The organism is Sphaerisporangium sp. NPDC051011 (assembly GCF_040653595.1).
In the GTDB taxonomy this organism is placed as follows: domain Bacteria; phylum Actinomycetota; class Actinomycetes; order Streptosporangiales; family Streptosporangiaceae; genus Sphaerisporangium.
On record NZ_JBFAGG010000006.1, the window covers coordinates 211,214 to 223,418 of the forward strand.

Consider the following 12,205-nt stretch of genomic DNA (forward strand, 5'->3'; position numbering starts at 1 on the left):
CTGCCCGGCGATGCCGGCAAGATGGCGACCCCGGTCTAGCCGTAGGGCCAGAAGTAGGGCGACTCGGGGTCGCTGACAGGTACGACGTTAACCGAGATGCGTGAGGGTGTGCCGCCGCCATCGAGCACCGTCTGGTGTGCGACGGCGACGTCATCCGCTGTGCCGAATTCGGGCACCGCACGGGTGTTGAGGTTGCGGGAGTACTTCGGGAAGCTGCTGCTGGTCACGTGGACACGGATCTGGTGCCCGGGTAGGAACGTGTGCGCTACCGGGTCCATCTCGATCTCGAGCTCGACTGGCTCGCCCGGCGTCAGCCAGGAGTCGTTACGGCCGTCCCGGTACCGGCAGCGAACTATTCCCTCGGAAACGTTCGCCGCGAACCCGTCGGGCTCGACATCGACCAGCCGGACCAGGAAGTCGGTGTCCTCGGCGCTGCTGGAGACCCACACGTTGGCCTTGGGTGACCCGGCGACTCGGACGGCCTCTTCCAAGACCGGGGAGGTGTAAAGAAGGATGTCGTCACGGCCTTCGATTCGGCGCTGGTCGTGTACGCCGTCGTTCGCCATGGAGTCGTCGTATCGCGCGAGGCTCAGCCCGGCGCCGGTCAGCTCGATGGTCACGCCTCCGACGGTCTGGACCGGGTCGGACGGGTCGTAGGTGTAGGTGCGGCTGCCCGAGCCGGCGGGACGGTCGAATGTGAGCGCGGCGCCACTTTGGGTGGAGTCCTCGCTGCTGAGGAACAGCTCGCGGGTGGCACCGGCCGGCGGCCACGCGGGGGTCGTGGTCCACTGATTCTCGCCGGACATGAAGTAATAGACCTTTGACGATCCGGGGGCCGGCTGTTCGGGCACGCCCTTCAACCACCGGTCGAACCACGCTAGCGCGACCGCCTGCCATGCCTTGCCTCCCGGCGCGTGCTGGTGCTGGCGCACGCCGTACGGCAGCTGATATCCGCCGTAGTGACCCCAGGGACCGATGATGAGTTCGTGACCTAGGTCCGAGTTGGAGAGCGCCCTGATCATGCTCCCGGCGAACACATCGAAGACTCCGGTAAAGGCCTTCACCGGAACCTTGATGAGAGAGGGATCCTTGCCCGGCGTACCCTCGTCCTTCTTCCAGTAGGGGTCGGTTGGTTCTGCCGTGAAGGCGTTCCACAGACCGGCGTCGAGCCGTTGGTCCTTCAGGAGCTCGAAGTCGGCGAATAGCGGAAGCGTCATCAGGTCCCGCTGAGTCATGGACATGAACTTGGCGTGCTTCGCGGCCAGTTCAGTCCTTTCGGCCTCATCGATGTCCAGGCGTTGCAGCTTGTGCGGCGCGATGACACCGGCGACGAAGTCCGGAAGGAAGTACAGCTCAGAGGGCACGCCGCCACGCTTGGTCCAGCTCTCCACGTCCGCCCCACCGACGGCGATCCACGCCGTGACCAGCGACGGAGCACCTGACGCAACGGCTTGGAATGCCGTCATTCCAAGGGCGGAGTTCCCGAGGACGCCGACCTTGCCGTTCGACCAGTCCTGCTTCGCGGCCCACTCGATCGAGTCGTAGCCGTCCTCCCGCTCCTGGTAGAAGTACTCCCAGTCGCCCTCGGAGCTGAAACAGCCGCGACAGTCCTGGATGACGAAGACGTAGCCGGAACGTGCGTACGCCAGCGGGCCCGCGTCGTAGTAGTCGGAGGTGACGCCAAGGCCCATGAGCGGCTGGCCGGTCTTGCCGTAGATCGTTCGGGAAAGGATGACAGGGTGCCGCTCGCCGTCGTCGGGTCGGTACACGTCGGCGTAGGTCCGAGTTCCGTCGCGGAGCACGATTTCGACGTCGTGCTCGATGATGATGTTGCTCAGTGTCATTGCTTGCTCACCTTTGTTGGGCCCAGTGTCTGCTGGGCGAGCCGGTACTCGCCGCCGCACGCTTCGGCTACTGCGGGGCCGAACAGGGCGGCCGGCGTGTAGGCGCCGGGTCGGCCTTCGCCTGCCGGCAGGCGGCGGGCCGCCTCTGCGGGTACCGCGCCGGTGAACGCGGTCGCCTCGCCGACCCGCAGCCGGCCCTCGGCGGCGGTGCCGTCAGGCCATCAGCTCCGCTCTCCGAGTGACGACATTGTGTGTCATCACGTTACAGGATGACGGCATGATGTGTCATCACTTCATGCCACGCGATGCCGTCACCTACCATGGCCGCATGAGCAGATGGCAGCCTGACGCGCGCGAGCGGCTGGAGCGCGCCGCCCTCGAGCTGTTCGCCGAGCAGGGGTTCGCGGCGACCACGGTGCCGCAGATAGCCGGGCGGGCCGGCCTGACCACCCGCACCTTCTTCCGGCACTTCGCGGACAAGCGCGAGGTGCTGTTCGGCAGCGACGAGATGTTCCTGCAGGCCGCCGTGCTCATCGCCGAGGCGCCGCCCGACGCCGACCCGGCGGCGCTGATCACCGGCGCCCTGACCGCCTTCGCCGCGACGCACCTGGAGGGAAGGCGGGCCGAGATCCGCCGGCGGCAGGAGATCATCCGGTCCGACGAGGGCCTGCGCGAGCGGAACCTGCGCAAGCGCGACGCCGTCAGCGACGCCGTCCGGGACGCCCTGACCAGGCGCGGGCTCCCGGCCGTCACCGCCGCCATGCTCGCCGGGACCAGCGCCACCCTGTTCTCCGTCGCACTGCAGGAATGGCTCGACTCCGACGACGACCGCACGCTGGCCGGCATCATGCTGGACGGGATGCAGGCGCTGCGCACCGCGCTCGGCTCTGTTCCCGCTCCGGCCCCGGCTGCCACGCAGCGGCCGTAACTCCGTCACGCCGTGGTAGAAGGTGCGCTCTGTCGGCGGCTCAGGATCGGCGCGGCGACGGTTCGGACAGCAAGGGGAAGTCCTCCCATCGCCACTCGCCGGTCGGCCGCCCGCCGTCTTCTCGATCTCCCGGATCACGGTGGCGCAGGTCGACGCGGCGGATCTTTCCGGAGATGGTCTTCGGAAGGTCGAGGAACTCCAGCCGGCGTACCCGCAGGTAGCCGGGAAGACGGTCCGCGGCGAACTTGAGGATGCTCTCGGCCAGCTCGGCCGACGGCTCCTGGCCAGGCGCCAGGGCAATGTACGCCTTCGGGACGGTGAGCCGGATGGGGTCCGGCGCGGGCACGACCGCCGCCTCGGCCACCGCCGGGTGCTCGATGAGGACCGACTCGAGCTCGAACGGGCTGACCTTGTAGTCCGAGGACTTGAAGACATCGTCAGTGCGCCCGATGAAGGTGATGTAGCCGTCCGCGTCGCGGCTCGCGAGGTCCCCGGTGTGGAAGAAGCCGCCCTGCTTGGCCTCCGCGTCCATGGCCGGGTCGTCGTAACGCGTCATGAGCGGCAGCGGCTTGCCGTGTCGCAGGTCGAGGCAGAGTTCGCCCTCGTCGTCTCGCACTTCGCCGCTCACCGGGTCGACCAGCACGACGGGAACTCCTGGCAGAGGCCGGCCCATGGATCCTGCCTTCACCGGCTGGCCGGGCGTGTTGGCGACCGCGGCGGTCATCTCGGTCTGCCCGAAGCCGTCCCGGATCGTCAGGCCCCAGGCATCCTGGATCCGGGCGACGACCTCGGGATTGAGCGGCTCGCCGGCGGCGACGAGCTCCCGCAGCCGGCCGGGCCCGCCCGGGAGATCGGTCGTGATGAGCATGCGCCAGACCGTCGGAGGGGCGCAAAATGTCGTGATCCGCTGCTCATGGAGCCGGGACAGGAGCACCTTGGGATCAAAGCGCGCGTAGTCGAGCACGACGATCGTGGCCTCGGCCAGCCAGGGCGCGAAGAAACTCGACCAGGCATGCTTGGCCCATCCCGGCGAGGAAACGTTGAGATGAACGTCGCCGGGCCGCAGCCCGATCCAGTACATCGTGAGGAGGTGCCCGACGGGGTAGGAGACCTGGGTGTGCGCCACCATCTTGGGCCGGCTGGTAGTGCCCGAGGTGAAGTAGAGCAGCAGCCGGTCCTCCGGCGCAGTGCCCGGATGCCCGATCGGGGCGTCCCCGGCGGGGCGGTCGCGCCGGAACGGGACCCAGCCCGTGACCGGCTCACCGACCACGATCCGCGTGAAGTCGCCGGGAAGGCCGGCGAACTTGGCGGCGTCGGCGGTGCCGCAGATCACCGCGCGGACCTCGCCGCGCTGAATCCGGTCGACCAGGTCGGCGGGCCCGACGGCGGTCGTGACCGGCATCACCACCGCGCCGAGCCGGATCACGCCGAGCATCGACTCCCAGAGTTCGACCTGGTTGCCGAGCATCACCAGCACCGTGTCGCCCGGGCCGATCCCGAGAGAACGCAGATGGCTGGTGACTCCCAGCGAGCGCTCACGGAGCTCGGCGAAGCTGTAGGACTCGCTGCCGCCATCCTCGTGCACGACCACGAGCGCAGGCGAATGATTGCCGTCCGCGATCGAGTCGAACCAGTCGAACGCCCAGTTGAACTGGCCCTCGATCTGCGGCCAGGCGAAATCCCTGGTGGCTGCGGCCCAGTTATCGGCCCGGGCGAGCAGGCTGTCCCTGGCCGCTCGGAGGGCCTCGGTGTTGGTGGGCATCGCGCTCCCTTCAAAGGTCGTCGGCGGACTGGATCTACAGGAGGATGTTCACGGCCTTGACCTGGGTGAACTCCTCGATGGCGGCCGCCCCCAGTTCCCGGCCCCACCCCGACTGCTTGTAGCCGCCGAAAGGGATCGCGCAGTCGAAGGCGTTGTGGCAGTTGATCCAGACGGTGCCGGCCTTGATCTCAGCCGCCGTGCGGTGTGCCTTGGAGATGTCGCGGGTCCATACGCTGGCAGCCAGGCCGTAGGGAGTGTCGTTCGCGGCCGCTCGCACCCCGTCCTTCGCGCTGAAGGGTGAAGCGACCACCACCGGGCCGAAGATCTCCTCGCGGTAGACGCTGAAGGAGGAGTCGACGTCTACCAGGACGGTCGGCTCCACGAAGAAGCCGCGATCGCCGTGACGGTGCCCGCCGGTGAGCGCCCGCGCGCCGTCTCGCAGGCCCTGGCTGATGTATCCGGTGACGCGTTCGAACTGCTCGGCTGAGACCAGCGGGCCCATCTCGGTTGCCGGGTCGAGGCCGGGACCGAGCCTGGTGGACCTGGCCACCTCCGCGACGCCCTGGGTGAACTCATCGAAGATGCGGTCCTCGACCAGGATCCGGGTTCCCGCCGTGCACGTCTGACCCTGGTTGAACAGGAAGCCCGAAGCCGTCCCGGGAATGGCGGCCTCCAGATCGGCGTCGGCGTAGACGACCTGCGGGCTCTTGCCACCAAGCTCGAGGGTCACCTTCTTGAGGTTGCCCTTCGCCGCGTCAACGATCAGCTTGCCGACCTCCGTCGATCCGGTGAACGCGACCTTGTCGACGTCATCGTGGGCGGCGATCGCCGCGCCCGCATCGCCGTACCCGGTGACGACGTTGAAGACACCGTCGGGCAGGCCGGCCTCGGCGAGAACCTCGGCGAGCAGGAGCGCCGTCAACGGGGTCTGCTCAGCAGGCTTGAAGACGACCGTGTTGCCCGTGGCCAGAGCCACAGGCACCTTGAACCCGGCCATCACCAGCGGGAAGTTCCACGGCACGATGGCCCCGACCACGCCGACCGGCTCGCGCAGGGTGTAGGCATGGAAGTTCGCTCCCGGCGCCCACGGGACCGACGGGGTCACGGTTCTGCCCTCGATCTTGGTCGCCCAGCCGGCGTAATAGAGGAACAGCTCCGCGGTCCAGGTGACGTCGACCGCCTGGGCCACCCCCACCGGCTTGCCGTTGTCGAGAGACTCAAGCTGGGCGAATTCCTCGGCCCGCTCGTAAAGCTTCTCCCCGACCCGGAACAGCAGCCGCTGACGCTGCGCGGGCGTCCACCGGCTCCACTCCCCCTCAAACGCGCCGCGGGCCGCGGCAACCGCGCGATCGACATCGGCAGCGCGCCCCCGGGCGACTGTCGTCAGCACCTCACCCGTCGCGGGGTCAAGGGTGTCGAATTCCTCGCCGCCAACCGCGTCCGTCCACTGCCCCCCGATGAAGAGCCGGCGCGGGCGGCTGATGAAGTCCCGCACTCGCGGCAGGAGGGTCACGTCGGGCGGGGTGATGAGGTCGGTCATGGCGACTCCTCCAGATCGGGCGGCGCCTCACGCACCGCATGAAGGGAGTCTGAGCACCGGTCTCGCCGCGCGATGTTCAGTTGCTGGACGTTCTGCGCACGGCGTTCAGCTTCTGGACACAGCGCCGCAAGAAGGTTGTCATCACCACAGCGCCCCAAATACTATGCGGCAAAGGTCACACCGTCGTGATCTCCGTGAGACCCTTTTCCGCGTAGGGGGCGTCATGAGTAGCGCGGCTCGTTCCCCCAGGCAGGCCATCAAGGCGTCCTGGTACCGCTCCGAACTCGCGGGGCTCGATCCCTCACACGCGCTTGAGACGCTCGCGCCTGACGGAGTGGCGGCCCCGAGCCTCCTGCTGGAAGCCTCCGAGCCCGTGCTCCACGAACTCGGAGCGACCCTCCGGGACACCGGGTACGCCACGCTGCTCGTCGATCGCGAGTGCCGGCTGGTGCACCGCACCTGCGGCCGGAAGGCAACGGCCACCGCCTTCGACGGCGTCGGCGTCGACTTGGGCGCCAGCCTGCTCGAAGCCCATATCGGCACCAACGCGCCCGGAACCGCGCTGGAGACCCACCAGCCTGTGGTCATCAACGGTGCGGAGCACTTCGCCGAAGGGCTAAAAGAGTTCAGCTGCTTCGGGTACCCCATCCGTCATCCCCTAACCCGGCGCGTCGAGGGAGTGCTGGACATCTCCTCCCTATCCAGCGACGCGAACCCCCTGTTGCGCCCCGTGGTCGAACACGCCGTCCGGGACATCGAGCGCCGGCTTCACGAACGCAGTCATGCGACGGACGCGCGGCTCATGGCGGCCTACCAGGAGGCGGCGCTACGCACCAGGTCGGCACTGGTCGCCTTCGGCGACGACATGACCGTCTCCAACCGGGCCGCGGAGGATCTTCTCACCTCCGCCGACATCACGCACCTGCGCCTCCTGACGGAGGAACTGCCGCGTTCGACCAGCGCGCCGATCGAACTGCGACTGGCGTCCGGACAACCAGTCCGGGTGCACGCCACGTTGCTCGGCACCCGGCGCCCGGGGGCTCTGCTCAAAGTCGAGCCGCGAGACGAGCGACGGGTGATCTCGCAGCCGGCCTCGGAAGCACCGGGCCACGCGCGCGACAGGACCACTCTTCTGGTCACCGGCGCGCCGGGCTCGGGCCGTACCACCCGGGCCCGTAGCCTCGCCACGGGCTCCCCCGTCACCGTCCTCAACGCCGCTGAGGCACTCCTCGACGGAGACCAAGACTGGGGCCGCCGGTTTCAGCAGCGCATGTCCTCGCCCGCCGGCACCGTGATCCTGGATGGGATCGAACTGCTCTCAGACGTCCTGGTGGATGTCATCACCCAGCAGATCGAAGGGAAGACCGGCCCCCAGATCGTCATGGTCGCCGGGCCACGGGACCTGCTGCCGGATCGCACGGCGGCCCTGGCCGCGCTCGCGACTCGCTACGAGGAGACGCTGCCTCTGCTCGCCCGCCGCGACGAAATCCTGGGATTCGCGCGCCAGATGCTCGATGAGATCGCACCAGGTATGTTCCTGACCCCCGCCGCGGAAAAGGCGCTAGCCAGTCACAACTGGCCAGGGAACCTCCGCGAACTGCGGGCGGCCCTGGCCTTCGCCGTCGGACAGCGGTGCGTGGGCGCGATCTCCGTGCAGCAACTACCCCCCGGCGTCACGTCCGAACCAGCCACGCCGCCCTCCCGACGCCCGCTGGACCAGGCCGAGCGCCACATCATCCTCCACACCTTGCGCACCTTCGACGGCAACAAGGCACGAACCGCCAAGGAACTTGGCATCTCACGCACCACCCTCTACGCGAAGATGCGCGCCCACCGGATCAGCCAATTCTGAGGCACTCCGGCTTCTCCAAGCCCGTCCGTGGCCGTCCGTACAAAACCGACGGCCCCTCACACCACTCCCAGGCCCCGATTCCCGTCCGCTATGCGTCCATGGACACCGCAATATGACGGTCCACAGCACTACAAGTCCCCGCGCTTCCGGTTCTGTCATGCGGAGGGGGGGTGCGACGGCGCGGTGGCGCACCCCGCTCGCTCGGTTCACATGCGCGACTGTGAGTGGCCGTGAAGGTCGTGGTTTTCGCCCCTCGTGTGCCTGGGCGCATTCTCTGCTCGGGGCGGTGAGGGTAGGGCGACGACGGCGTCCGGTGTGGCGTTCTCGGAGGAAAGCGCCAGCGGGCCCATACCGTATTGCCGGTTCCGTCAGGAGTCAGTGTGACGCCGTAGTCGTCGGCCAGCACGACCACGATCGCAAGCCCCCGGCCGTGTACGGCATCGTCGGCAAGGTCCAGCCGACGGGGCGCCGGCCGGGACCGTGGTCGGTGACCCGGACGCAGCCGGATGTCGTCTTGGTGGAAAGTCTCACAAGTGGCCTATACCTTGAGCAAGAGGTAGATACGCGACGATTCGACCAAGCGTTCGACCATCTTCGCGCCTCGGCACTTCCCATAGCCGACTCCATCTCGTTGATCGAGCGTGTGATCGAGGGTCTATAGATGACGTTACGAGAGCCGGAGGGCAGCATGACCGAACCTGACATCTCGCGTGCCGTTTGGCGCAAGAGCAGTCTGAGTGGCAGTGAGAACAACTGTGTCGAAGTCGCGTTCCTCAACGACGACACCGTGGCAGTCCGCAATTCCAAACGCCCCGAGGCCGGGGTGACGATGTTCTCCCCCAATGAATGGCAAGCCTTCATCGGGGGGGTCAAACAGGGCGAGTTCGACATCGCCTGAGCCTGGATCCACCGCGTGATTTGTCGTGATCTTTGGCGCGAGTTCTGCCACCTCGGCGACGGTCAGGCGCTCATTACCGCCGCCCACCGAACTCCCAGTCGTGGACCTCGATGTCGGCGTACCGGTCCAGAGTCAGGACGGCGCGTGCCGCATCCGGGTCCGGCGCCCGGACCAGCAGCGCCGTACCCAGCCAGGTAGTTTCGTCGTCGGACAGCAGCGGCCCATACGCGATCAGTTCGTCCCGGTCGCGCGACGGGACAAGGTCGGCAGCCTGCCCGGAGCCGAGGCCCAACACCAGATACCGGTTGCCGCCGTCTCGGCCGCCAGGGAAATCCCACATGGTGCGCCCAAGCACGTTGCGCCATCGGCGCAACACCACGTCCCGGTACACACCGGCCTGGTAGTTGGGCTCTTCGAAGACGAACGCACGCGCAGTGGAGAGATCTGGCAGGTCGATGATGTGCACGCTGCCGGTAGCCGTGTCACCGCCGCGGCCGAAGGTCGGGCCACGGGCGATCATCTCCGCCGCGTACCGGTCCATGTAGGACCAGTGCTCTTCCACCAGCTCGTCGCGCAGCGCCGCGGAGTCAGGCCGATCGCGATGATAACAGAAGAACTCCATGCCGAGAGTACCTACCATGGACCTCGGCGACAGCTCCATTCTGGTCCGCACGACATACCTTCCGCGTACTTGATCGTCCCGTCGCCGTCGTCCCACCCGAAGGGGAAGCGGGCCAGGGCCAGGTCTGCCCGGCTTGTCCTGGGGCGATGGCGGCAGAACGATCAGGCTTCCTCCTCAGCCACCCCGGACCTCCGGTTTGGAACCGCGATCATCCCGGAGCCGGAGCGCCCCTCGCCGGAGGCAAATCCTTGGACAGCGGCCCTGTACCCGCCGTAGGCTCCCTGTGCCGTCGCGGGCAAAGGCGAATGGGAAAGTTCGTATTAGCTTGCTAACTCCCTTTGAGGGGATGAGCCGGTTCGAGTCCGGTAGCCCGCGGCGGCTTCTACATGCTTGGCGCGAGCACTTGGCCGTGACTAGAGCGGTTGGGCGGCGGCAGGTCCTCGGTCGGCGGCGGGCGCTGCGTACGGCGGGCGGCCCGCGTTCCCGCCGCCGGCCGGAACCGGCGCCCACGCCGCACGCCCGGCCGGTGCCGGCGGACGCGTGTTCATCGGCCCCCGGCATGGGCTGATGACCGACCGGGCTTACCTCAAGGTCTTCCGCGAGGCCAGAGAGAAAGCTTTCGCGGCCGAGGAAGCCGCCTCACCGCGGATGTGCCCTACGCCCTACGGCACGCGGCCGTGTCCACGTGGCTCAACGCCGGCGTTCCGGCGCCCCAGGTGGCCCAGTGGGCGGGGCACAGCGTGAACGTGCTTCTGCGCGTCTACGCCAAGTGCATCGTGGGCCAGGACGCCACCGCGCGGAAGCTCATCAGCGCGGCCCTGAAGCCACCGCAACCGGCCAACTGACGCCGACGCGCATACGACGCGGACACCCGTAGAGCGCCGTAGACGGCCATGAACAGCCGGACATGACGAGAACAGCCCCTGACCGCGTTCGCGCTGGTCAAGGGCCGTTTCTGCTGGTGTGGCAGGTGCAGGACTTGAACCTGCGTAGGCTGAGCCGACGGTTTTACAGGGCGTGCCAGTTGCCGACCCCTCCACCTCTTCGACCAGCATCTTTGCCTCCGGATACGCCTACGTCCCATGGCTACGTTCCGTACCTGTTCCGGATCTTGCTGAACCTCTTCCATGGATCACACTGGCATTGCCAGAGCGAGGGTCCACCTCGTACACAACCCTATGAGTCGCACACCGCCATGCAATCCGACCTGGTTCAGAGCCGAGGCCATGCGTGATGCTGCAACCTCGGCAACTAATCCTGAGCCTCAATCGTCTCACTCATGTGCGCCCCTTCATCTTGCTCGCTCTAATCGTGGTCATCCTGCGCCGCGTAAGGACGTTACGCATTCTCGCGCCCGATGTCGGCACACGGAGTCAGACTTCCTCTCCCAGTCCCAAAAATGACGAGCCCGCCAATAACCCCTCACTTCCCCCTAAGCCTCGAACACATATTTCACGTCGCACAATTCTCGGAATTGTTATGACAATCCTTGCTGCCGCAACTGGCATAGGTAGCTGGATGGCATTCGAGAATGCCACAAGCTTAGCCCCTCTAACGGCACCCCGAGGGAAGGTCACCTTGATAGTGCCAAATATGGGTCTGCGTAATATTCGCATCAATTATCACGTTACCCCAGAGGCGTCCACGCGACCTGCCGACAATAACTTGAGAGCCGTCAGTATCACTATAACGGCAGACCCGTCATCCCCCACGGCCAGGCAATGCGTTCCCTATGTCTTAGCTCTTGAGGATGACGCCACATTAGCCCACCTGCGCGTAACACAATCGGGCCGCCGGACTGCCGAAAAGTGGCGTGCCCCCAGTGCTTCACGATTCGGCGCCGAGCAGATCATCCGAGCAGAGATGTGCTCCATGTACGACATTGCCAAGCATAACTACTTCCTAGGCTACGTAGAGGCCACGACTACAGCCCAGAAGGGACCGCGCGAGAATTCGCGCCAAGAGCTCTACTGGGCGCCAGACGTTGCGGCCAACATGAGCCTCTGGAAGCTACGCGAATTTGAATCACGAACCGTAGAGGACTTCGCAAACAACTACTGGCTCGGCTGGACCGTTGCGACTCGCGAAGGTGTCGTTGTGCCTGACTGTGTCACTGAAATCTCTCCACTACCGGCTAACAAGCGAACAGAAGGTACCGAGCCCAGCGCCAACGGTCCCGGGCTCCGCTGGGAGGCATGCGGGGCTGGACAAAAGACTGCTCTGCTGACTGATACCCAACGTGAACAAGAAGCTAATCGTTCACTATTCATAGCTGGCGCACTGATTGGCGCGTCTGTTTCGCTACTCCTGTTCGCTGCACAAATTTTTGTGGACAGCGCGTCTCATCGCGAAAACTGAGATCGAACAGCTCTCTGCTACCGCATCGGGAAAAGAGCAAGAACGTCTTCGAGATCCCGATTCTCGCTCAATTTGTTACGAGCCAAGCTTCGGAAGTCCGGTGGGCCGGGACTGAGGTACGAAGTCCCGGACCTTCGATCGCCCCCGACCCTGTGTGATGGCCAGCCAAAGCATGGCGATCGTCGTGCTGTATCTGTGCGGCGGCGGCGCGTGCCTGGTCGGCGGGTGAGGCTTGGTACGGCGGGTGCTCGGTGCGGTGGGCGGCCCGCGTTCCCGCCGCCGGCCGGGACCGGCGCCCACGCCGCACGCCCGGCCGGGCGGAGCGGGCGGCGGGCCGTGCGGCGGCGCGGAGCGCTGCCGCCTTGATTCCTAAAAGCACAATTCGGCAAGATCCGCGCTGA

At 66.6% G+C, this 12,205-nt stretch carries 10 protein-coding genes; 6 read left to right on the top strand and 4 right to left on the bottom strand.

Features of this window, described 5'->3' with window-relative positions; all coding sequences use genetic code 11:
- Positions 1-35: 35 nt before the first annotated feature.
- Positions 36-1,844: a CocE/NonD family hydrolase gene (locus AB0H21_RS16130; RefSeq protein ID WP_358516860.1), complete on the bottom strand. Its 1,809-nt coding sequence runs from the start codon at positions 1,842-1,844 to the stop codon at positions 36-38.
- Between the two features lie 328 nt (positions 1,845-2,172).
- Here AB0H21_RS16130 and AB0H21_RS16135 point away from each other — a divergent pair, with 328 nt between their 5' ends.
- Positions 2,173-2,772 (top strand): helix-turn-helix domain-containing protein, encoded by a 600-nt coding sequence (locus AB0H21_RS16135; protein WP_358516862.1) that lies wholly within the window; start codon positions 2,173-2,175, stop codon positions 2,770-2,772.
- A 40-nt stretch (positions 2,773-2,812) separates the two neighbouring features.
- Here AB0H21_RS16135 and AB0H21_RS16140 read toward each other — a convergent pair whose 3' ends face one another.
- Together AB0H21_RS16140 and AB0H21_RS16145 are read right to left on the bottom strand one after the other, a co-directional pair.
- The gene (locus AB0H21_RS16140; RefSeq protein ID WP_358516864.1) at positions 2,813-4,534 is read right to left on the bottom strand and encodes an AMP-binding protein; all 1,722 of its coding nucleotides are present in this window, start codon (positions 4,532-4,534) and stop codon (positions 2,813-2,815) included.
- A gap of 34 nt (positions 4,535-4,568) precedes the next feature.
- Positions 4,569-6,074, bottom strand: coding sequence for an aldehyde dehydrogenase family protein (locus AB0H21_RS16145; RefSeq protein WP_358516865.1), 1,506 nt, complete (start codon positions 6,072-6,074; stop codon positions 4,569-4,571).
- 223 nt (positions 6,075-6,297) lie between these two features.
- Here AB0H21_RS16145 and AB0H21_RS16150 point away from each other — a divergent pair, with 223 nt between their 5' ends.
- The 3 genes from AB0H21_RS16150 (at position 6,298) to AB0H21_RS16160 (ending at position 8,824) form a co-directional block, all read left to right on the top strand.
- Positions 6,298-7,926, top strand: a complete 1,629-nt coding sequence (locus AB0H21_RS16150; RefSeq protein ID WP_358516867.1) for a helix-turn-helix domain-containing protein — start codon at positions 6,298-6,300, stop codon at positions 7,924-7,926.
- A gap of 157 nt (positions 7,927-8,083) precedes the next feature.
- Positions 8,084-8,587, top strand: a complete 504-nt coding sequence (locus AB0H21_RS16155; RefSeq protein WP_358516869.1) for a Scr1 family TA system antitoxin-like transcriptional regulator — start codon at positions 8,084-8,086, stop codon at positions 8,585-8,587.
- A gap of 27 nt (positions 8,588-8,614) precedes the next feature.
- Positions 8,615-8,824, top strand: coding sequence for a DUF397 domain-containing protein (locus AB0H21_RS16160; RefSeq protein WP_358516871.1), 210 nt, complete (start codon positions 8,615-8,617; stop codon positions 8,822-8,824).
- A 73-nt stretch (positions 8,825-8,897) separates the two neighbouring features.
- On the opposite strand, the gene AB0H21_RS16165 is transcribed toward AB0H21_RS16160, so the two are convergent.
- Entirely contained in the window at positions 8,898-9,446 is a 549-nt protein-coding gene (locus AB0H21_RS16165; RefSeq protein ID WP_358516873.1) for a YciI family protein, read from the bottom strand.
- 677 nt (positions 9,447-10,123) lie between these two features.
- Between AB0H21_RS16165 and AB0H21_RS16170 the strand changes: the two genes are divergently transcribed.
- Complete coding sequence (locus AB0H21_RS16170; RefSeq protein ID WP_358516875.1) at positions 10,124-10,291, top strand: hypothetical protein; 168 nt, start codon at positions 10,124-10,126, stop codon at positions 10,289-10,291.
- A gap of 1,027 nt (positions 10,292-11,318) precedes the next feature.
- Positions 11,319-11,804, top strand: a complete 486-nt coding sequence (locus tag AB0H21_RS16175) for a hypothetical protein (protein ID WP_358516877.1) — start codon at positions 11,319-11,321, stop codon at positions 11,802-11,804.
- Positions 11,805-12,205: the final 401 nt, after the last annotated feature.